At 42.3% G+C, this 22,399-nt stretch carries 20 protein-coding genes and 1 pseudogene; 4 read left to right on the forward strand and 17 right to left on the reverse strand.

All coding sequences use genetic code 11. From position 1 onward, the window contains the following. Positions 1–1,054: 1,054 nt before the first annotated feature. The 3 genes from AC0YOD_RS24235 to AC0YOD_RS24245 all read right to left on the reverse strand — a co-directional run bounded on the left by AC0YOD_RS24235 (position 1,055) and on the right by AC0YOD_RS24245 (position 3,571). Positions 1,055–1,624 carry a DUF1697 domain-containing protein gene (locus AC0YOD_RS24235; protein WP_475801911.1) on the reverse strand — a complete coding sequence of 190 codons (570 nt, stop codon included), beginning with the start codon at positions 1,622–1,624 and terminating at the stop codon, positions 1,055–1,057. A 113-nt stretch (positions 1,625–1,737) separates the two neighbouring features. Continuing rightward, complete coding sequence (locus AC0YOD_RS24240; RefSeq protein ID WP_475801912.1) at positions 1,738–2,847, reverse strand: sensor histidine kinase; 1,110 nt, start codon at positions 2,845–2,847, stop codon at positions 1,738–1,740. A 1-nt stretch (position 2,848) separates the two neighbouring features. Continuing rightward, the gene (locus AC0YOD_RS24245; RefSeq protein WP_475801913.1) at positions 2,849–3,571 is read right to left on the reverse strand and encodes a response regulator transcription factor; all 723 of its coding nucleotides are present in this window, start codon (positions 3,569–3,571) and stop codon (positions 2,849–2,851) included. Positions 3,572–3,742: 171 nt separating this feature from the next. Between AC0YOD_RS24245 and AC0YOD_RS24250 the strand changes: the two genes are divergently transcribed. The 3 genes from AC0YOD_RS24250 to AC0YOD_RS24260 are packed head-to-tail and all read left to right on the forward strand — an operon-like array spanning position 3,743 to position 6,812. Further along, positions 3,743–4,618 carry an ABC transporter ATP-binding protein gene (locus AC0YOD_RS24250; RefSeq protein ID WP_475801914.1) on the forward strand — a complete coding sequence of 292 codons (876 nt, stop codon included), beginning with the start codon at positions 3,743–3,745 and terminating at the stop codon, positions 4,616–4,618. Continuing rightward, entirely contained in the window at positions 4,615–6,207 is a 1,593-nt protein-coding gene (locus tag AC0YOD_RS24255; RefSeq protein ID WP_475801915.1) for a hypothetical protein, read from the forward strand. Before AC0YOD_RS24250 ends, AC0YOD_RS24255 begins: the two co-directional genes overlap by 4 nt. Continuing rightward, positions 6,204–6,812 (forward strand): DUF4097 family beta strand repeat-containing protein, encoded by a 609-nt coding sequence (locus AC0YOD_RS24260; protein WP_475801916.1) that lies wholly within the window; start codon positions 6,204–6,206, stop codon positions 6,810–6,812. The genes AC0YOD_RS24255 and AC0YOD_RS24260 overlap by 4 nt, the downstream gene beginning before the upstream one ends. A gap of 54 nt (positions 6,813–6,866) precedes the next feature. Here AC0YOD_RS24260 and AC0YOD_RS24265 read toward each other — a convergent pair whose 3' ends face one another. The 12 genes and pseudogenes from AC0YOD_RS24265 to AC0YOD_RS24320 all read right to left on the reverse strand — a co-directional run bounded on the left by AC0YOD_RS24265 (position 6,867) and on the right by AC0YOD_RS24320 (position 15,856). Next, on the reverse strand, positions 6,867–7,343 hold the full coding sequence (locus AC0YOD_RS24265; protein ID WP_475801917.1) for a GNAT family N-acetyltransferase: 477 nt from the start codon (positions 7,341–7,343) through the stop codon (positions 6,867–6,869). A 130-nt stretch (positions 7,344–7,473) separates the two neighbouring features. Next, positions 7,474–7,722, reverse strand: a complete 249-nt coding sequence (locus AC0YOD_RS24270; protein WP_475801918.1) for an S-layer homology domain-containing protein — start codon at positions 7,720–7,722, stop codon at positions 7,474–7,476. Between the two features lie 45 nt (positions 7,723–7,767). Further along, positions 7,768–7,842, reverse strand: a pseudogene (locus AC0YOD_RS24275) (hypothetical protein); the annotation flags it as partial. Then, complete coding sequence (locus AC0YOD_RS24280) at positions 7,812–7,994, reverse strand: hypothetical protein (protein WP_475801919.1); 183 nt, start codon at positions 7,992–7,994, stop codon at positions 7,812–7,814. The pseudogene AC0YOD_RS24275 and the gene AC0YOD_RS24280, both read right to left, overlap by 31 nt. Before the next feature lie 214 nt (positions 7,995–8,208). Continuing rightward, the gene (locus tag AC0YOD_RS24285; RefSeq protein ID WP_475801920.1) at positions 8,209–9,027 is read right to left on the reverse strand and encodes an alpha/beta hydrolase; all 819 of its coding nucleotides are present in this window, start codon (positions 9,025–9,027) and stop codon (positions 8,209–8,211) included. Then, a complete protein-coding gene (locus AC0YOD_RS24290; protein WP_475801921.1) occupies positions 9,017–9,775 on the reverse strand; it encodes an alpha/beta hydrolase in 759 nt (252 codons plus the stop codon). The genes AC0YOD_RS24285 and AC0YOD_RS24290 overlap by 11 nt, the downstream gene beginning before the upstream one ends. 47 nt (positions 9,776–9,822) lie before the next feature. Continuing rightward, positions 9,823–10,851 carry a FecCD family ABC transporter permease gene (locus tag AC0YOD_RS24295; RefSeq protein WP_475801922.1) on the reverse strand — a complete coding sequence of 343 codons (1,029 nt, stop codon included), beginning with the start codon at positions 10,849–10,851 and terminating at the stop codon, positions 9,823–9,825. Further along, entirely contained in the window at positions 10,844–11,857 is a 1,014-nt protein-coding gene (locus tag AC0YOD_RS24300) for a FecCD family ABC transporter permease (RefSeq protein WP_475801923.1), read from the reverse strand. Before AC0YOD_RS24300 ends, AC0YOD_RS24295 begins: the two co-directional genes overlap by 8 nt. After that, the gene (locus tag AC0YOD_RS24305) at positions 11,854–12,849 is read right to left on the reverse strand and encodes an ABC transporter substrate-binding protein (RefSeq protein ID WP_475802034.1); all 996 of its coding nucleotides are present in this window, start codon (positions 12,847–12,849) and stop codon (positions 11,854–11,856) included. The genes AC0YOD_RS24300 and AC0YOD_RS24305 overlap by 4 nt, the downstream gene beginning before the upstream one ends. Positions 12,850–12,918: 69 nt before the next feature. Beyond that, on the reverse strand, positions 12,919–14,610 hold the full coding sequence (locus tag AC0YOD_RS24310) for an AraC family transcriptional regulator (protein WP_475801924.1): 1,692 nt from the start codon (positions 14,608–14,610) through the stop codon (positions 12,919–12,921). Positions 14,611–15,165: 555 nt separating this feature from the next. Then, entirely contained in the window at positions 15,166–15,594 is a 429-nt protein-coding gene (locus AC0YOD_RS24315) for a DUF6157 family protein (RefSeq protein ID WP_475801925.1), read from the reverse strand. Between the two features lie 130 nt (positions 15,595–15,724). Next, the gene (locus AC0YOD_RS24320) at positions 15,725–15,856 is read right to left on the reverse strand and encodes a hypothetical protein (protein WP_475801926.1); all 132 of its coding nucleotides are present in this window, start codon (positions 15,854–15,856) and stop codon (positions 15,725–15,727) included. 344 nt (positions 15,857–16,200) lie between these two features. Between AC0YOD_RS24320 and AC0YOD_RS24325 the strand changes: the two genes are divergently transcribed. Continuing rightward, positions 16,201–18,183 (forward strand): alpha-amylase family protein, encoded by a 1,983-nt coding sequence (locus AC0YOD_RS24325; protein ID WP_475801927.1) that lies wholly within the window; start codon positions 16,201–16,203, stop codon positions 18,181–18,183. A 116-nt stretch (positions 18,184–18,299) separates the two neighbouring features. Here AC0YOD_RS24325 and AC0YOD_RS24330 read toward each other — a convergent pair whose 3' ends face one another. Beyond that, positions 18,300–19,172 carry a helix-turn-helix transcriptional regulator gene (locus tag AC0YOD_RS24330; RefSeq protein ID WP_475801928.1) on the reverse strand — a complete coding sequence of 291 codons (873 nt, stop codon included), beginning with the start codon at positions 19,170–19,172 and terminating at the stop codon, positions 18,300–18,302. Between the two features lie 1,393 nt (positions 19,173–20,565). After that, positions 20,566–22,368: a glycoside hydrolase family 3 protein gene (locus AC0YOD_RS24335; protein WP_475801929.1), complete on the reverse strand. Its 1,803-nt coding sequence runs from the start codon at positions 22,366–22,368 to the stop codon at positions 20,566–20,568. Positions 22,369–22,399: the final 31 nt, after the last annotated feature.

The following is a 22,399-nucleotide window of genomic DNA, read 5'->3' on the forward strand; positions in this document are numbered from 1 at the left end:
TCCGTTAGCACCAGAGTTTATACAGTGAGTCAAACTTTCAGTGAGGATTGGATTGGTCTCTGGTGTGTTGTGTATTGTGTATGGTCTTTAGTCTATGTTTTATTCGTTACGGACACTAGTTCCGCTATTTGTACAACTTACCTCTTATCCTCATAGTTTTGGACATAGGTTCCGCTATTTACAGTAATTACGAGGTTTAATGGGTGTTTTAGTACAATTAACGGCTCTCATGTCCGCAATATGCTCTAAACCCCCTTGGATTCTGAATTAGCGAAACTAATGTCCGTTAGCACCAGAGTTTATACAGTGAGTCAAACTTGCAGTGAGGATTGGATTGGTCTCTGGTGTGTTGGGTATTGTCTGTTGAGTATTGTGTATGGTCTTTAGTCTATGATTTATTCGTTACGGACATTAGTTCCGCTATTTGTACAACTTACCTCTTTTCCTCATAGTTTCGGACATAGGTTCCGCTATTTGCAGTAATTATGAGGTTTAGGTGGTGTTTTAGTACAAATAACGTCTCTCATGTCCGCAATATGCTCTAAACCCCCTTGGATTCTGAATTAGCGGAACTAATGTCCGTTAGCGCCAGAGTTTATACAGTCAGTCAAACTTGCAGTGAGGATTGGATTGGTCTCTGGTGTGTTGTGTGTTGTGTGTTGTGTGTTGTGTGTTGTGTGTTGTCTGTTGTCTGTTGTCTGTTGTCTGTTGTCTGTTGTCTGTTGTCTGTTGTCTGTTGTCTGTTGTCTGTTGTCTGTTGTCTGTTGTCTGTTGTCTGTTGGCTGTTGGCTGTTGGCTGTTGGCTGTTGGCTGTTGGCTGTTGGGTGTTAGTCTTTAGTCTATGATTTATTCGTTACGGACATTAGTTCCGCTATTTGTACAACTTACCTCTTATCCTCATAGTTTTGGACATAGGTTCCGCTATTTGCAGTAATTATGAGGTTTAGGTGGTGTTTTAGTACAAATAACGTCTCTCATGTCCGTATTATTGAAATTAGGGTGTGTTTTAGCACAATTAACTGCTCTCAAGTCCGCAAATCTCTGCCGTTTAGGTTTAAAGCTTAAAAACTTCCATTTCTTCAGCTAATGCAACAAGCTTATTAAGCGTATTCCAGTTACGCACGGTAGATGGCACACCCAGCTTTTCCACTTGGGTTGAAAGCTTAGAATTGCGAATGCTTTGCCCATATAAGAGGTAGATGTCTCTTCCTGCTATTTGATATCGATCATCTTTGAGATCCAATGCTTTCAGCTTTTCGACACGATCATTCCCTGGTTCCTCCAGCAACATAGAAACGTACAGGCTGACAGCCTCCGATGTGGCTTCTGCTTCAGCAATTTGCTGTTCGGAGAAGGGACAGCTCGCTGCAATCCCTTTCAATTCCTCGGACGTTCTTATGATGACTTTGATCGATAGACCGAACCTATCCTGAATCAGCTGTTCAATCTTTTGACGCAATGTTGCCTCATCTTCATTCGATTCGAACAAAATATTACCGCTTTGAATATAAGTCTGAACCTTAGCCAAACCCAGCTCTCCCAGTCCTTCTCTTAAATCCGCCATCTTGATCTTATTGTTCCCGCCCACATTAATTCCGCGCAACAGCGCTATATGAATAGTCATTTATTCACCACTTTCTTCAAATTCAACCCTTATTTTACCCTATTTTCATTGCTAACTATTGTACAAACGCGACAACCTCAAACCTTCCTATCTCTGATAAGAATGCTGACAATTTATACAGTAAGATCCTCAAGAGGCAATTTAATCGATAAGGTAGTCCCTTTCGATAATTCACTTTCAACGGTGAGTTTACCGCCATGAGCTAAAATAAGACTTTGGGCAATTGCCATCCCTAGGCCTGTCCCTAGTTTCGAAGAGGTCGTCGACGTTCCTCGATAATACTTCTTAAACAGATTGTTCAATAAATCCTGATCCATACCTACGCCGTTATCTGAAATTATCATTTCCACAAAACCCTGATTCTTCTCTTTAATCTGAGTATGAATGCTTGTTCCCGCAGGGTTATGGATAATTGCATTCATTAGCAGGTTCTGAACCGCGCGATACAGTAATTTCTCATCAATCGGTATTTCCATATACTTTTCTTCCGAATGAAAGCTTAGATCATAGGTCGATGCTCTAGGATCATTAGCAACATCAGCAATCAAGCTCTGTGTGAATCCAATAAGATTAGAAGGTTTACGCTGAACCCGTAGTGATGCTTGATCATTATTCATTTGAAAAGAGAGATTAATGTCTTCAATAAGCTCCTCCATATGCTGCCCTTTACTTTGGACTTCCTTTAGGAAGCTTCTTTTCTCCTCCTCATTCCATACGTAGTCTTCATTTAACAATAAGGCCGAATAGCCTGTCACATATGTTAAAGGTGTCTTTAAGTCATGGGATATGCCTGCCAACCAATCCTTCTTAGTTTCTTCAAGCTTGTCTCGTTCCCGCTTAGCTTCCTGCAGATTGATGGATAAGGAATGTATATTTGAGATAAGCTCGTCATAAAGTCGATACCGCTGCTTTAACCTATCATTTCGCTTGTAAACCAAATTCCCCGTAGGGGGTGGATCAAAGCTTCCATTCGATAGATTAGCAATCCAAGTCATCATAAACCATATCGGTCCACCGAAATACCAACTGAATATTAGGCTGCACCCAATGATACTCAGAAAAAATACGATCAACACATAAAGATCATAATACTTACTCTCCTCCGTAATCCCCGCGAATGGGAGCACCAGCTCCGTGAAGAGCATGATCATTAAGCCCATTCCGACCATCCACAAGAGCAATCCGATTATAAAATGAATACTAAACCGCAGTTTTGTTCTCATCCTAGTTACCTTTGACCGGTGGGACAAACTTATAGCCGATCCCTCTCAGGTTGACGATCATTTCAGAGGCTTTGGGATTATCATCCAATTTTTTTCTTATTTTTGAAATATGCATCGTTACCGTCTTTTCTTCCCCGAGCCCTCTATTTCTCCACACATATTCATAGATTTGAGAGGTAGTATAAATGCGGTTCGGATTTCTACAAAAGAAAGCCAACAGCTCTAATTCTTTAGCTGTACAGTCAACGGATTGACCGTTAACAACAAGACTCGCATCGGCTGGCTTCAAAATAAAACGGCCATAATCGTATTCTTTATCCTCTGTTGATTCCGCCGACGACGATTGGTAAAGCTGTTTTCTCCTGAACAGGGCTTTTATTCGGGCAACGACTTCAAGAGGATTAAACGGCTTTGTAATATAGTCATCGCCGCCAATTCCTAAGCCCGTCAGTTTATCAAAATCGCTGCCGCATGAAGTAATAAAGATGATTGGCGTATTCGTATGCTTGCGTATTTCTCGACATAGATCAAAGCCATTAACGTCACCGAGCATAACATCCAGCAAAATTAAATCATAGGAATGGCTTTTTATTAACGCTAGTGTTTGTTCTCCAGTTGTACAAAGAGTGATGTCATTATAGCGTTCTTTCCTTAAGGTGATTTCCAATAAGGTTAGAATGCCTTGCTCATCATCAACCAATAAAATTTTCTCCGAATTATGCAATTCCGCTTCCCCCAACCCTTAATCCATATCCATATTTTATCATAAAAAACATGACTATTTTACGGCTTACTTCGTTTTTACATTGGTTTTACTTTGTTTTTACTTTCGTCAATTAAGCTAGTTTTACACGAACCAATCCTACATCCCAACATTAATAACGGAGGAATGAAAATGGAATTACGTATCGAACAGGTTTCAAAGCGATATGGGTCAAAACAAGCGCTAAATAACCTATCATTGACGCTTAAACCAGGAATCACAGGCTTGTTAGGTCCTAACGGTGCTGGGAAATCTACCTTGCTGCGGATGCTGGCAACGATCGAAAAGCCTACAGCAGGTACTATTACTTGGAATGGAGTGGACATCGCTAAGCACCCCCATTCATTACGAAAGGAACTTGGCTATTTACCGCAGGATTTTGGTGTATATCCGAATTTAACCCCGATTGAGTTTCTCGAATATATGGCGGCGATGAAAGGCTTATCCGTCAAATCCGCTAGAGTACGGATTGAGGAGCTGCTCGAAATTTTGAACCTGTCGAATGATCGGAAGCGAATGCTTGGGGGCTTTTCAGGTGGAATGAAGCAGCGAGTCGGTATCGCCCAAGCCTTATTAAATGATCCTTCCTTATTGATCGTGGACGAACCAACGGTTGGGCTTGATCCCGAGGAAAGAATCCATTTTCGAAATCTATTATCCAGCTTGTCATCGAATAAAATTGTTATCTTATCTACCCATATCGTTACGGATATTGAATCCATAGCACCACATATCGCCATTATGGCAAAAAGCCGTCTAGTTACGTATTCATCGCCAGAGAGTTTGCTCCAAAGTGTAATGAATAAAGTTTGGAACAGTGTAATTCCCGTCTCAGACTTAGAAGAGTTGCAGAAGAAATACACCATTAGCAACACCATTCAGCGGAGCGAGGGGATTCATGCACGGATTTTATCTAACCTCCGTCCTTTCCCACAAGCGGCTTTGCTTCCAGCAACGTTAGAAGATGCTTATTTGTATTCGGTCGCATCGCTAGGAGTCAGCTCATGAGCAGCATCCTTTCAAACTATTTTTACTTCATAAAAAATAATCTTATTAAACAAATGCGGAGCTATTCTTTTTTGCTTGTTATCGGATTGAGTCTGTTTCTAGGCTATGCTTGCGTTCCTGCTGCGTCTGCTGGCTATGAAATATTTTATATTGGCGGTGTAAGAGGTGTTTATAACTCAGCATGGTTAGGCGGTATGGCAGCCATGCTATCCACTTTATTGCTGTGGCTATTCGGCTTCTATCTGCTAAGGAGTCAAATCTCTGAAGATCAACGATTAAAGATCGGACAGATTATTGCTTCCAATCCAATTAGCAAGCTTCGGTATATTTCAAGCAAAGCACTAGCCAATTTCGTTGTTTTTATCGTCATTGCATTGCTTTTATTGGCAGCGTTTATGGTCATGCAGCTGCTTCGGGGTGAAGATTATCAGCTTCGCATTGAACATTTCGCAGTCCCTTTCTTTGCTGTATCGCTTCCCTCTCTTTTCCTACTAGCTTCCTTAACCATACTATTTGATGTATTTCCGGGGCTTAAGGGTGTCTTAGGCAATCTTCTGTTTTTCTCCATATGGGTTTGCTTAAGTGTGCTCACTATTGCCGTTCCCAATAGCTGGTGGGATCTCTTTGGACTTGACGCTATTCTGTCGAAAATGGCTCAAGATGCAGCGATCGCATTTCCTTCCCTTGCAGACATTCAAGATAGCGGAAGTTTCGGCTACTATTCCGTAGAAGGTAAGATTGCCACATTCGAATGGCTGGGTACGGAGTGGAACGATAGTATTCTAATAATCCGTTTGGTTTGGGCTCTAGCAGGGATATTGATTGTTCTATTCTCCTCACTGCTTTTCGACCGATTTAAACGAAATGATCGCAATAAAACGGTAATTCCACTAGCTAATAATGGAAACGGAGCTCAATTGCTCCTGCCCTTATCGGATCATAAAGGCTCATTTCTACTATCTCCTGTTGAGAAAGGAAAGGGATTACAACTCATAAAACGGATCAAATCCGAACTTTGGATTATGCTGAAAGGTTTGTCTATATGGTGGTATCTGATCTCTGGCGCTTTACTTGCAGGAAGTCTTTTTATTCCTCTCGATAGCATCCATAAGTGTCTGCCTATTGTAATGATTTGGCCGATAGCCATTTGGTCTCAAATGGGAACGCGGGAGCATTATTATTTTACTCGAGAATTGCTGTTATCCAGCTGTTCATCACTAAATAAGGCGATAGCCCTTTGGTTAGCCGGGATCATCATTACTCTGCTCCTGTCATCCGGCGCCATCATTCATTTCGCTTTGGAGGGGCAATGGTCTTCCTTCGCTTCATGGGGAATCTCCGCCATTTTTATTCCAACATTGGCATTGGTATTAGGAACCTTGAGCAAGTCGAGAAAGCTATTCGAAGTCATTTATATGCTTTGGTGGTATTTGGGTCCAATAAATGGTATTCCTCAACTTAATTTCTTAGCAGAGTCTACGGATTATACGACACTTTATTTGATCCTAACATGCATCTTCATCATTATCTCATTCTTTGTCCATCTGTTGAAAACGGGCAATCTATCTATGAAAAGGAGCTTATCATGAAAAATATCATTCAAATATGGATTAAAATAGTAGGAGTAGGTTTGCTTATTCTTATTTTGGCTGGATGTGGAGATAAAACAACGGAACAAGCCGCAGCGTTTCCAAGTGAGCAAGTTGAGCAAATTCAGCTTCAAACAGATGGACAGAATATAGAAGTTCGGCGGTCAAGCGGTTCAGAGGTTAAGCTCAGATTAAAAGCAAACAAGGAGCTAACCGCAACACTTCATAAGGGGATCCTTTCCCTTGACGTCGCCCCCTCCTCAGGCTTCATCAATCTGAGAACTGCCACCTTATATGTAGAAATTCCGGACAAAAACTTCAAAACAATCAGCCTCGTCACAACCTCTGGAAATATCGTTTGGGAAGATAGTAATGCGGAGACGATTAATCTAACTGCAGATTCGGGCAGCATCACAATAAGCGGCTTTGAAGGTTTAGTAGATGTGGCGGCGCAAACAGGTAAAATTAAATCCTCTATCGTATCATCAACCAACATTATTTCGAAGAACGGCGGTCAGCGTTTAAACGCAGCTATAGGAGCAAGCAAAGAGAATTCTTCCAAATTAACAGCACGAACATCTTCAGGATCTATAAAGCTGAACTAGGGAAAGAAACAGAAAAGGGGGCATCAAAGCCCCCTTTTCTTTTCTTAGATATATTTAATTAAAAGACATCCACACAGTATTCCCTACGCATTCGAAGCCTTGCTTGTACCAAAAGTTTTTCGACTTTTCAAGGGAATAGACATACATTTTTTTATTGGGATATTTATCTTTGAGCCAATTCATAAAGAATTGTGCATATCCTTTGCGTTCAAATTCCTTCAATACATCCAAAGCTTCTATAAAGATAAAGTCTGTTTTGCCTTTGATATCAATATAGAAATCTTTTTCCAGATATCTTTCATCAGCGCTAAAATAATCCTTTTCGGCTTTTTGAATCAATTGATTCCCGTTATTGTATTCCCAGAATACAGCATAACCAGCCATTTCGTCTTCAACCTCAATGAGGTAGATTTCGTTAGGTATATCCCCTTGTTCCTTTTCGCTAAGCTCCTTGGCATGATAAGTAGTTGTGATTTCACTTAATATGGTTTGCATTTCTTGATTAAATGGTTTTGCAGTAATTGTAGGCATATTCAATCTCCTTCTGTGTTGAGCGTCTTTAAGACTAACTGATTAATTTACCGCCGTCAATCCATGCTATCCTTATCATACTAAAAACCACCTTCATGGAAAAATGAAGGTGGTTTTCATTACCTTTTGTTTAATTAATAAACGAAATGGCTTGCAGAAGCTGTTTGAACATGACAGCAGCTTGTGCCCGAGTTACTGCTGCTGCGGGTGAGAAGGTTCCGTCCGTATTTCCTTTTATAATCCCTGCTTGGCGGCATGCTTCTACAGAAGCTTGCGCATATTGACTGATCACATTGGCATCCTTGAACACGCCATTCACGTTAGAATTACTTGAAGCTAAAAGTGATTTTCCAGATAGCTCGGCTGCTTTGACGATCATTACCGCCATCTGTTCACGCGTAATCGCATTGTTTGGCTGGAAGTCTCCGTCTGGGAATCCGTTGATAATGCCTGCTTTGTGAGCAGCGCCTACTCCGCATTCTGGCTCCCGCCGCCAAATATTTTGCTGATAACGATAGACTTAGCCTCTGCCGCCTGTGCAATGCTGCTGTTTAATCCGATCATCGACGCAAAGGGATTTATAACCATTGCAGCTGCTAACAGCATCGTACATTTCTTTATTAATGATTTCTTTCTTTTTACACGTAGCATACTAATCCTCCCAGAATTATAGTCTTCTAATTGTATGGTAGAAGTGTGCTCGGAAGATTTCCACAATGTAAATTCTGGTACAAATCCTTTTCTTACATATAAAAATACACCACTCAGAATAACTGCGGATAACCTTACTGGTTTTCCACCTTTTATTCTTAGCGATGTACTCTGATTCATAAATATTCTCTTGGTTATAACCCTTATACTTGCTTCATATATGATTCCTTTGCTCGGCGAATCGAAGCGCTCTACCAATAAGAGGAGCAATAATAGAAAGATGTCCTTCATCCTCGAAGCAATGATATTCAACATAGAATCCGGGAATGTCCGAAGCGCTCAAATGCTCATACATAAGCTTGGCATCACGAACCATATGAGCCTTCTCTTGGCTCCCAATTCCAATGTATAACGAGGAGGGGAGGGGAGCCACCTGCGCCGCTTCCTTTAGTCGTTCCGCATAGGGAACAATATGTTCATTTTTCCACCAGATAGACGGGCTGCCTGCCACATAATTTTGAAAAGCATCGCCTTTCATAAACAACGTGTAGAGGACAAACAATCCGCCAAGCGAGTGACCGAACAACGTTTGTCGGCTTTTGTTAATCGCATATTCTCCTTCAATTATAGGCTTGAGCTCTTGTTCTATGAACAATAGAAAGCCTTCTGCTCCCCCAGTTAGAGGCCATGTTGAATCATCCTTACGCGGTGGCAGCTCATCATCACTTGCATAGACGGTATAATCATAAAACCTTCGTTGTGTATGAAGGGGTTTATCCGTATCATAGCCGATGCCGACCACGACAGATGGCTCAATCTGATGAGGCCCCATGCTAAGTAGACGAACGGTCTCCACCATCGTACCGAAGGTCGCATTTGCATCCAACAAATAGATCACTGGAAATCCCGCTGCCGGCGCAGCTCCCTCTGGTGTCCAAACCATAATACGGTAATCATTACCGGTTCTGCTGGTCAACTTCCACTGCACCGCACCTGAAATGACAAAGGGTGAACGTCCGCCATCACTGTTCATCGGTAACCTCCCCCTCACTGAACATCCACTTCAATGCATGCATAAATCTTTGTGCGAAGAAGAAATCGTCATGAGTGCCGTCAGGATCGGTTTCAAATTTCAGCTGCTCCACTGAAAAGCCTTTGCTAAGCAATAACGCATAGGCTTCCTTTGTTAAGGCGACCATATCACGTTGTATATTTTTTTTATAAATTCCCTCTAGCTCGCCAACGTACATGTAAATGCGATGAATTGACGGCGATATGGACTCTCTACGCATATAATCAATCAGCTGATCGTACCAGAAGGATGCTGATATCAATCCGATTCTCCCAAAAATATGCGGGTATTGGTAGTAAGCAAAAAGACTTACGAGACCGCCAAAGGAACAGCCTGCTATCGCTGTATTCTCTGGTTCTGGCAGAGTTCGAAAAGTTGTATCCATATGCGGCTTCATTTGATTCACTAGTGTCTCTAAGTATCCCTTTGCTCCCCCACCGAAATCCCGCCATTCTGGTACAAGTGATGGGGCTGGCCAAGGAGTATAATCAACGTTACGATCATGCGGCTTAATCCCCACGAAAATCAATTCGGGTATCTGTTTTGTCATTACTAAATGATCAATATAGTTAAGTCCTGCATAAACTACTTCTCCCTCATCCTGGACATAGACAACTGGATAATGCTTATTCCCTTCACTATAGGACAAGGGTAAATATATCGTGAGTTCATATTCCGCCACAAGCTCAACTCTTTGTCTACCATTCACACTCGTATCCCCCTACTCATTGATGATTGAAGATGATGACAGAAAGGCTATCTTTTTTTTGCCCGATACATTTGATACAGGAAATAAGGCACTCCAATGATGGAAATAACTATGCCTACTGGGAGCTGTGAAGGGGCGAAAATGCTTTTCCCGATCAGATCCCCGATGATGACCATCAGCATACCAATTAGTCCGCAAGCCGGTACGATATACTTGTAGTGAATGCCCACTAAGCGTCTTGCAATATGCGGTGCAATCAAACCAACGAAGCCAATGCTCCCTGCGACAGCTACACAGGCGCTAACTAATCCAACACAGCAGAGCAGCAGAATCTTCCTCTCCTTCTGCACCTGAACACCTAGACCTTTCGTACTTAGATCTCCTAATTGCATGAGATCGAGAATATGCGCTTTTTTCCATATTATTGGAACCAGAACAACAAGCCATGGCAAGGTTGTCACGACGTGCTTCCAAGACGCGTTATATACACTGCCCGCTAACCACACTGTCGCTGTCTCAAAATCTTGCGGATTCATCTTCAACGAAATATAGATGGTAAGCGCGCCAAAGCCTGACCCAAGCGCAATTCCTACCAAAATCAATCGCTGGGGATCGAATTCTCCGTTATGCTTTGCGAATAGATAGAGGAAGACAATAGCCACGATGCCTCCGAGCCAACCAAACATTGGCATCGACATGACCGCCATCCAGCTCGGGCCTTTAATCGTACCATGGAGTAAAAACATCCCCAGTACAACTGATGTTCCTGCTGCCGCTTGAATGCCCAGAATACCTGGATCGGCTAGTGCATTTTTGGTAATGCCTTGAAGCACAGCACCTGATATGCCTAAACCGAAACCAACCAAAGCACCGATTAGAATGCGCGGCAGCCGAAAATCGAATACAACAAGATCATGATCACTTGTCGGATGGATTCTTAACAGCGTACGTATTACATCTATCGCCGAAAGATCGAACGTTCCATTCGTGACACTCACATATATGCTGCATATAATTAGCGCGCAAGTAATTAGAATAACGTTCCAGAATCGTCTCTCTCCAACTAATTTATTCACGATTGCTTCCTCCCCTCGTCTTAATTAAGTAGAGGAAGAAAGGTACACCGAACATTGCGGTCACAACGCCGATCGGTGTTTCAAACGGATGATTAATAAATCGACTAATCAGATCGCACCACGCAAGAAAAAGTGCTCCAAAAAGGGCTCCAACAGGGATAATCCGGCGATAATCCTGTCCCATTAAGAATCTTGTAATATGCGGAATAATTAAACCGATAAAGCCAATCTTTCCTGCGATTGCGACAGAGATTCCAGTCAATATAACGACACTAAGCATGGTTAATGCTTTGATAATATGAATATTCACACCTAATCCTGTCGCCAACTCATCGCCAAAGGACAGCGCCGTAATCCAACGGGACACCATCAACGCGATTAAAAGACCGACAACAGCAAATGGAATCGACAGCTTAATAATCGCTGGATCCATTTGATGCAGACGGGCATTGTACCAGAAGCTAATATTTTGCGACACTTGAAAATAAGTGGATAGCGCCAGTGATATAGAGCTAAGAAACGTGCCAATAATCGTACCGAGTACCGCCAGCGTAATGGGTGACATGCCGTTCGGAAGCAGCTTCGCTGCTCCAAACACAAGAAAGGCTCCCAATGCGGAACCTATTAAGGAATACATAATCATCGCCATATTCGAGCTGCTAGGCAAAAAAATCATGACCAGTGTAATGACGAACGCTGAACCATCCGACACCCCCATAATGGAAGGGGATGCAAGGAAATTCCTTGTCATCCCCTGCATTAATGCACCCGATACAGCTAGGAAAGCACCGATTAATAATGCTCCAATCACACGGGGAACTCTAGAGGTACGAATAATAAGATGATCAATATTTTCTGAATCATAATGGAATATGGCATTCCATAACGTTTCGGCATTGATCGACTTCGTTCCATAAAGCACCGATGCAATAATGGTGAAGATAATTAATACAACGCTCATTCCTGCCAACGTTAGTGTTTTGAAGCTAGAGTGCTTAACCATCATGGTTTAAGCTTTTCCATCATCGCTTTCAAAAATTGTGTCCGGCTCCAAGCTGGACCGCCTTCAGAGAGTGGATCAATGATATTAACAAAGATATGGTCTTCTTTTGAAGCCGTAATTTTTTTGATAATGGGGTTATCAAGTACATCCTTTAGCGCATTCGCGGCATCCGGATTCTCATCGGCAGAGAACTGAATAAATAAGTAGTCTGGGTTCATCACTGCCAGCTGCTCAACCGAGATAGCCTCTTGAGACTTAGAAGCTGCTATCGCTTCCGGCACACTTAGACCAAGGTCTTCGTACAAAATTGGATTCAAGAATACAGAAGGAGCATACGTGAACATTTGACCCGCTCGAACACGAATGGCAACGACCTGTTTATCCGTTAACGTGTCTGACAATGTCAATTTAGCCGATTCTAAATCCGATTTATATTTAGAAATTTCCTGCTCAGCTTGTTCTTGCTTCCCAGTCAATTCCCCCAGCAGCTGCAGATTAGCTTCCCAATTAGTAGCAACATGAGAAACACTAATTGTGGTGGCAATTTTATTTAATTGTTCTACCGTTTCAACTGGAAATTTCGTTGATCCCAGAATCACATCTGGTTTAAGCTTCAAAATAGTCTCGAAGTTAGGTTCGATCTTCTCACCTATCGATTCTGCTCCATCTGTAATGGCTGCAAAGCGTTCAGGAAACTTGCCCGAAAATGTGACCGCTCCGACAGGATGAACATCAAGGACAAGAGCATCTTCATGTGCCTCCATTGATCCTGTAATGACAATACGTTCTACTTTAGCAGGTATGGTGTAGCTCTCACCCAAATATTCAATTACTCGTTCAGTTGGTGCTTCACTTGTTGCAGCCGGCTGCTCCGTGCTTGCTGGGCTTTCAGTCGGTGCTGTGGATGATTCATTAGCTGCGTTATTGCCTCCGCATGCCGTCAAAATACCTATTACTAAAACCAAAACACTTATCATGCTAATAAACTTTTTCATCACTCTAGTAAAGCCCCTCTCATTCAATCAGCTTACGAATATCTATTCGTCGATAATGATTATCATTCTCTAAGTATAAAGTGAGGGGTTTGACTCATCCATGGACAAAATCCTGAATTGTGATGGATAATCTACCACTAACAGCGTCATTATCTGATCCAACATCCGAAGCTGTGCAAATGCAGAATATTCTCGCCAAGGATCCGAAGTAATTTGATGGACGCGCTTGCGGTGAACAGCTGTAATCACTTGCCATTGCGGGTCATTTTGCAGCTGTAACCAGTGCTCTAAGGTGTCTCCATCCTGTCGGACCAGCATGAGAATATGATCTGGATTCAGCTCGTTAAGCTCTCCGAGCGTGATTTCTTTATTATAAGTCAACGCATCGCTGTTATAAGCTGGGGTAAAACCTAAATCTTCATAGAGAATACTAGCCATTCCACTATTACAGTATAAACTCAGCTCCTTATTGATCATGCGAAGACATACAAATGTATGCTGGGAGTAGAACTGCTGCAATATTTTCCTCGCGTCCTGCACTTTTTGCTCATAGCCCGAGAGCCACGCCTCTGCTTGCCATAGCTCGCCCAACACTTCAGCAATATATCGAAGCTGCTCCCTCCAATTAAGATTTGCTTGGATAAGACAAAGGTTCGGAGATATATTTTCAAGTGCGCTTCTCTCTGACTCCTCAATATGATCTATCGCCAAAATGAGATCTACTGAAAGCTTTTGCAACTGATTAATATTTTGCTGCCAATCCTTGTTGTAGCGGAAGGCGCTCAGATGAACCGGAATTTCATTTCGATAGTCTCGGTAATAGTTTTCCGTCCATTTCGGATGAAGCGGTGCTGCATACGGCAAAATATTAAGCGCAAGCAGATAGCCAATAAGACCCGAGTGATAGGCAACCAGCTTGCGGCGACGGCGATTCATATACACTGTAGGTGCTACGCCGATCTCCTTCTTGAATTTCCGGCTGAAGTAGAACTCGTCCGCGTACCCAACCCTGTGTGCAATATCCCGCAGCTTCACATCCGATTGTCCCATTAACCGCTTCGCTTCCTGCAATCGCAGCTCAGCTACATAGTCCATCGCACTTTTTCCATATTTCTTCTTGTACAAATCAACGAAGTACTTGGGACTAAGTCTTGTTAACTGAGCCAATTGCTCAATGAATAAGGGCTCCGTAAAATGCTCCTCCATATACTGCTTCGCAGCCTCCAGCGCTGAGTACGAGCTCGTTGCCTCTTGCAGTTGATACTTATAGATATAGTACAAAATTTCCTGAAAATCGATCTGACAGCGAAACAACTCCTGCTTCTCTTTACGTTTCCATTTCCGATACAATTCATCACACAGGGCATCCAGCCCTTTTTGTGGATCAATCATAATTTTGCCCTGAGGATGAAACAGCTGTGCATCTTCAATAAGCTGCAAGCTGCCCCCATCTCCAACACTCTGCTGGAACACATCGAAATGAAAAATGTACATTTCTAGTTCCTCACAGGAGATAACTGCTCCGTAGGTACTCTCGGGCAATCCGATATATAAAGCATGCCGATTCAATTCCACATGCTGGTGGTCTAAAATAAGCTGTAATTCGCCGCTAGTTATAACAATAAGGTAATAGGACAAGGCAAGCTGTTGCTTAACTTGTTCACTGCTGAAGCCCTCCACATACTCAACCGAACGCAATTTGTACATATAATCATTCAATGTGCCTGCTTCCAAGCATCTACTTGTTAAATCCTTACCCATAAAGATCACCGCCATTATTAGTAAAATAAAATACAATTAATGAATACCTATAAGAATACAAAATAGGAAAACTGATTTGATAACCTATAGAAAGCTTCTATTCGGAATACTTATTGTAGAGAATATATGGTGAGAATATATTGAGAAAGTATAATGAAAGGATCTATTGAGATATCTATTGTGTTATTTATTGAGTTATCTATTGGGAACTCAAAAATTGGAATACCAAATACAAACCTCTACCTCAAGCACCGAATAGGAATAGTTATTGATTAGCTAATAGAACAGAAACACCTATCTCATTATATTGATAATGATTATTAATCGCAATACATAAGCAAACATGATCTGATCTAACCTTATTTTCGCGTAATCTACATACTGTTCTACATTAACGTATTCATAGTCAAAACAAAAAAACGGCATTTCTGCCGTCTGAATTGTGATTTTACATACATGGAGAAGATTCGGTGTTTTATTAATTAATAAATCATCAGTTAAATGCAAGGAGCAAATAAGCTAGGTCCATACAAGAGGGCATCCCTGGCCTATCGATTATTTAGCTCTATTGTTTCTCATGGCTGGTACGATCTTCAGCTCTTCTTCACCATTCTCGGTGAATCGAAGATATTCCTCCGATTCCAACGGAACAAGCGCCATTTTTCCAGCTGCATTAAAATGAATGCCCCATCCGTACTTTTTGAGCAGCATGGATGCGCGCATGCATGCTTTCGGCTTACCGAAAAACTCTTTTCGCAGCTCCGCGCCTTCCGATTCTCGATGCTCCGGTGTTATTTCCTTATGCCGAAGATATACCTCAAATAGCAGCTCCTCCTGAGTAAAGCCATACGGTTGTCCAGCGACAAGCTCATATTCAATACTCGGCTTCGTTCTTCCGCTCTTTTTATCCGGCGGTACAAGCCCTCTCTCAGTCGGGCAATCAGAAGACACGGTTATGAACGTATTGTAATAATTCCATTCCATCAGACTTCACTCCTTTTTGCTTTTGCTGTACTTTTTTTTACGGTACTTTTACTGTATTTTTGCTTTGCCTTTTGCTTTTACTTTATCTTTGCACTTGATCTTGCACTTGCACTTGCACTTGATCTTACACTTACACTTGCACTTGTGCTTGTGCTTGTGCTTGTGCTTGTGCTTGTGCTTGTGCTTGTGCTTGTGCTTGTGCTTGTGCTTGTGCTTGTGCTTGTGCTTGTGCTTGTGCTTGTGCTTGTGCTTGCACTTGCATTTTGTTTTTCCACTGCATTCTAACATTATAATTACATACATTTTTTACTAGTTGAGATTAGGATACCAAAGATCCAGTACAAGCTCAATATCGGCTAAGTAGTTCAATGATGGTCTATAAATTACACCATCTTCGTCTTTTTTCATTACACTTCAAGCTCTAGTTTTCTCACATGCAAGAATCATTTAGAGCTTTTACTCTTGAAACAACCTCTTCTATGACAACATGTGTTTTTAGTCGTAATTGTGCTATTTTTAGTCGGTAAGCATGCTATTCAGACCTCTCTCAAAACCTTATAGTAACCATATAGCGGAATATTTATATCAAAAAGGAGAGATCAATACATGAGATTTCGTCAGGTTCATCTCGATTTTCACACGTCAGAAGCTATTCCAGGCATAGGCAGCCGATTTGATAAGAAACAATTCCAAAATATGCTTAAGACAGGTCATGTTGATTCCATTACCGTATTTGCCAAATGCCATCATGGCTGGGCTTATCATCATACGAACGCTAATCAGATGCATCCCGGTCTTTCCTTCGATTTGCTGGAAGCTATGATTGATGCAGCACATGAAATTGATGTAAAAACACCCGTCTACCTCTCAGCAGGATTGGATGAGAAGCTTGCGCTAATCCATCCCGACTGGCTCATTCGGAATGAAAATGATAAAACATCTTGGGCAGATAGCTTTCTTAAGACGGGATACCATGAATTTTGCATGAACACACCCTATATCGATGTTCTAATCGCACAAATCGAAGAGGTTGTCCGCAATTACGATGCAGACGGCATCTTCTTGGATATCGTTAGCGTTCGACCATGTCTCTGTGGCAGTTGCATCAGAACATTGCTTGCAGAAGGCAAAAATCCCCTCGACTCCAAAGCAGTGCTTCAGTTGGCAGAACAAACTTACGCCAACTATACGACACGAGTACGAGAAGCAATCGATGGGATCAAGCCAGGACTGCCTGTGTTTCATAATGGGGGGCATATACGAAGAGGTCGACGGGATCTTGCTGTCATGAACTCGCATCTGGAGCTGGAATCACTTCCTACTGGCGGCTGGGGATATGATCACTTTCCATTATCCGCCCGCTACGTACAAGGTCTTGGCATGGACTTCTTAGGCATGACAGGGAAATTCCATACTACATGGGGTGAATTTGGAGGCTTCAAGCACCCTAACGCACTTCGCTACGAGGCGGCACTTAGCATAGCGAATGGAGCACGATGCTCGATAGGCGATCAGCTTCATCCGGAGGGCCTTATGGATCAAGCAACCTACGAACTGATTGGCGCAGCCTACGGGGAGGTAGCCAGCAAAGAAGAATGGTGCCTCGATACGAAAGCGGTAGCCGACATTGCTTTATTCTCTGTTGAAGCGCTCGAAGCGAGCAGCGATGGAAAATTAGGAGAAGGGTCAGGATCATCAGACGTGGGTGCTGTCCGCATGCTATTAGAAGGTAATTATCTGTTTGATATTGTAGATTTAGAAAGCAATTTTGATTCTTATAAAGTTATTATTTTACCGGATCGTATCCCCGTTTACGGAACGCTCAAAAGTAAACTGGATGTCTTTTTAGAAAACGGCGGTAAAATTTTTGCTAGCGGATCTTCCGGTTTGGATAAGGAGGGGCAGCATTTTACAATTGATCTGGGTATCCGGCACCTTGGTGTGAGTCCTTACAAACCAGAATATTTCCGACCTGCTTTTGAGTTGAAAAGCATTGGCACCTCTTCCTTTATTAATTATTCTGAAGGTCATCTCATTGAATTAGATCATGCTCATTCGCTTGGTTATCGGGAGTATTCCTACTTTAACCGTGAACCGTTCGCTTTCTGCTCGCATCAGCATACACCAAGCGGACTGCAAGACAATGGACCGGGAATGACACTAAGCAATAACGGCATTTATATGGCATGGCATGTATTCGAGGACTACTCAACAAAAGGCAGTCTATTTCTAAAAGAATGCGTTCACCATGCACTCGATCTACTGCTTGATGTTAACAAAACGCTGGAATCTTCTCTGCCGGCACAAGGAATCACCACCGTTATGGAACAGCCATCAAATCATCGGTATGTTGCCCATTTGCTGTATGCTTCTCCTGTAAAACGGGGTACTGACATTGAAGTCATTGAGGATATCCTTCCGATCATAAATACCGATGTGACCTTAAGATTGCCAAAGCCAATCAAAAATGTCTATCTTGCTCCACAAATGGATAAGGTGCCATTCCAAAACAATGATAACGAAGGAACAGAAATCTCCTTTACCATTCCCAAAATCGAATGCCATCAGATGGTTGTATTGGACTATTAATATTTTTCACGAAAAACCCGGAAGCGAATCTGCTCCCGGGTTTTGTTTATTTAGGTGAAAAGCATGGAAGGTAACCATTCACTCCATCTTTATTTATGTAAAATCATATTATCTCATTAGCTTAATCCCGCTGATATTCGCCGATATTGACCTGGCGATATGCCTACAATTTTACGGAACATTCTAATAAAATAATTGTAATCGGAGTATCCTGATTGCTCAGACACTTCATTTAAAGTAATAGATGACATTTTCAGCAGACGCTTCGCTTCCTCCATCCGGATGTACTGTAAGTATTGCAGCGGGCTTAGTCCCGTATACATTCTCATACAGCGCGCAGCATAATCACGATTAATATGAAGCACTTGGCTTAATTGTTCTGCATCATAATTGGCCAAGCGATGCTCCTCCAAATATGCCTTCACCTGCTCAGCAATCACTGCAGCGCGGCTCTTGTCCCCATTAATTCGTATAGTTGATTGCATTTGTCCCAGCAGCGAGGCAAATTTAATTTGAAGATCAATAGTGACCTCCATCGTTCTCTTTCTATGCATCGCAACCATCTCATCCAAAATTTTCAGCATGGGTTTGCCGGCATATGGCCCGTATTTGGGCAAATATACGTATTGGTCCGGCGGTGCGATATCGTAATCCGTGCTTTCTTTAACTACCTCCGACCATGCAACTGCTGATGCGTCAAGACGCTTCGTTGGAAGATCATGATGGAAATGTAGCCAGTACACCTCTGTCCACTCTGTACAAGCAATATGGCCATAGTGCGTTCGACCAGGCTCCAAAAGCAGACATTCACCACTCTTGATCGTATAGGGTGTATCATCTTCCATCATATATAACGTGCCCGTTTTGACTACGATAAAATCATAAACAGGGAAATTACGCTCTAAATGCTTGCGCCCAATGTCCCAAGCCCCGTGTCCAACCGTTAAAAGCTGTGGCATTGGTGGTATTTGTAATTGCAACACTTCCATCTTGTCAGCCTCCTATGTAATGATCCTAGACGCTATTATGGATTCTATAAGAAGATGTGCCATATAAACAAAAATCAGGTACCGCCTTGATTTCAAATTCATTATAGCACTCTATTGCACTCTCAAATGAGCTATAAATGCTTCTACGAAAAACCTGTCGATTCTAGAATAACGGAACGAATGTCCGTTATTCCGTTTGCGCACGCTTTTCCATCAAATCGATTGTCCCCACACACTACAGTTTGCCTCATTATCGATCTCAAATCGAAGTTGCTTCAATTCATTAATCTCCCATACAGCCAGCATATAGCCTCTTACCCTCTCGAATCATAGTTTGGTGAGTTTGATCTAAAAGAGAGTGTCTTTAAAGCACAACCTATCGGTTACGGACATACAATACGTTATTTACTCCATTTTCCTCATTTAGGCAGCTTTGCGGACATCGGTTCCGCTATTCACTCTAAAAACTGCGAATTTGCGTTGTTTTCATACCAATTAAGGCTTTCATGTCCGCAACCCTTCCAAAACACCCGCCGATTCTAGAATAACGTAACGAATGTCCGTTATTCCGTTAGCCCACGCTTTTCCATCAAATCGATTGTCTCTCCCCCACACACCGCAGTCTGCTTCATTATCGACTTAAAATCGAAGTTACTTCAATTCATTAATCTCCCATACAGCCAGCATACAGCATCTTACTTCTCTCGAATCAAAGTTTGATCAGTTCGATCTAGATGATAGTTACTTTAAAGCGCACCCCACCGGTTACGGACATACAATATGTTATTTGCTCCATTTGCCTCATTTAGGCAGCTTTGCCGACATTGGTTCCGCTATTTACTCTAATAACCGCGAATTTGTGTTGTTTTCATACCTATAACGGCTTTCATGTCCGCAACCCTTTCAAAACACCCGCCGATTCTAGAATAACGGAACGAATGTCCGTTATTCCGTTAGCGCACGCTTTTCCATCAAATCGATTGTCTCTCCCCCACACACTACTTATTGCCTCTTGTAGACCAACATAGATGGAACAATTCGATTGCTCACTCTAAAATAACGGAACGTATGTCCGTTAGAACTCTGAAGGAATCAATACTCTACCCTACACACCACAGTTTGCCTCATTATGGATCTCGAATCGAAGTTACTTCAATTCAATAGTCTCCCAATCAGTCAGCATACAGACCCATTATCGATCTCAAATCGAAGTTACTTCAATTCATTAATCTCCTATACAGCCAGCATATAGCCTCTTACTCTCTCGAATCATAGTTTGGTGAGTTTGTTCAAAAAGAGAGTTACTTTAGAGCGCAACCTATCGGTTACGGACATACAATACGCTATTTGCACCATTTTCCTCATTTGGTTCTCTCGCTAAGAATACCTCCCACTAAGGATAGCTCAACCCAAGGTTTAGCGGATAATCCGAGTTTAATGTAACCGGTAATTTGCCCTTAGGCTTGGTGCCGAATATGACTTTTACAGCAGCATCCCACGATAGCGGAATTGGTGTTATCCAGTACCAATTGTCCATCGCATACGTTGTTACATACGCCTTAACGTCCTGGTATCCCAATAGATCGCCAGGATTGCCTAGAGAAACAGCAACAACCGGCTTTCCCGTTTTCATTAATCCATTTACTAAATCGATTTGTCCCTGTGCTATTTCCTTATCGGACTCCGTAAACACAATAATGCGATCTGCTTTCTCAGCCAGTTTAATTGCCTTTTCAATAGCCGACTTTGTCGCATCAAGCGGTTCACCAGTGGCCGCAGCTGCTTGATAAGAAACCACCTTGCCCTTGCTTGCCTTTTTTACCATGTCCCCGATTTCATCCGCATAAGCCATACTTACGACTAGAGTTGTTTTATCGTCTTCAGCATTAAATGGCAAAATGTTCTCATTCTTCACCACCGTTATGGAATCGAGAGCAATTCGCTCAGACAGATCCCAATGCTCTTGTTTCCCTACAACTTCAGTTGCATTATCGACGTCTACATAGCGATGATCGAACATGTTTAGCTTAAATTTATAGGTAAGAATCCGTTCCACTGACTCATCTATACGATTTCTCTCCAGCTTGCCAGCTTGCAGCGCTTCATAGAGGGAATCTAATGTATCTATTTGGTCTTCTACCGAGCCATTTGCCATAACGATGTCTGCCCCAGCATTAATAGCCATAACAGCTGCTTCGCCTGCACCCCAATTTTCCGATATCGCTTCCATTACCATTGCATCCGTGACTATGATTCCCTTAAAGCCCATATCCTCTCTTAATAGCCCTGTTAGTACTTTTTTCGATAATGTTGCGGGCAGTTCGGGGTCAATCGCTTCAATAATAATATGTGATGTCATGATTGATTCAATCCCTTGATCGATGACAGCCTGAAATGGTGGGAGATGTACGGTTCGAAGGACGTCTTCGCTGTAAGTTACTTTGGATAATGCCGTATGCGTATCAAACCCTGTATCGCCATGCCCTGGAAAATGCTTAGCGCTGGATATGATCCCTTCACTTTGATAGCCCTTCACTTCTGCTACAGACATATCACTGACTAGCTTGGTATCCTCTCCAAAAGAACGAACGCCAATTACTGGATTCTGAAGGTTCGAGTTTACATCCACTACAGGCGAGAAGCTCCAATGATAGCCCATTGCTTTGGATTCGATAGCCGTCAAACGTGCAGCTTGTTCAGCGTAATCAATATTTTGAGTCGCCCCAATCGCCATTTGCCTAGGCAAAATTGTCGCTTCTCCAGGTACTCTTTGAGCAGCGCCATATTCCAAATCACCTGAGATAAAAAGCGGGATACCTAATCTATTTTCTGAGGCCAATTGCTGCAATCCATTGTTTAACTGGGCATTCTCTGCGGCGGTGCTCATTCGTCTGTTCAAGAGCGCACTGCCAACATAATATTGTTTGATCATTTTACTAGAAAATGAATCTGCTCTATCTGTGGGCGTATACATCACAAGCTGGCCAATCTTTTCCTTGTCATTCATTTTGGCAACAAGCTCTTTAGCCTTTGCTTCATTGGATATTTCTTTTTTAGGAACTTCAGTTGTTGGACTAATTTGCAGAGGTTCCGATACCTTATTTTGTTTCTGAAAGTCAAACGGATTAATGACCAGCAGAGCGGCTGTTGCGACTAACAAAATGGATACGAAAGAGAGTGCGACTATCCTTTTCATTGATACCTTCCTCTTCTCATTCATTTTGGAT

Source organism: Paenibacillus sp. J31P13 (assembly GCF_056269295.1).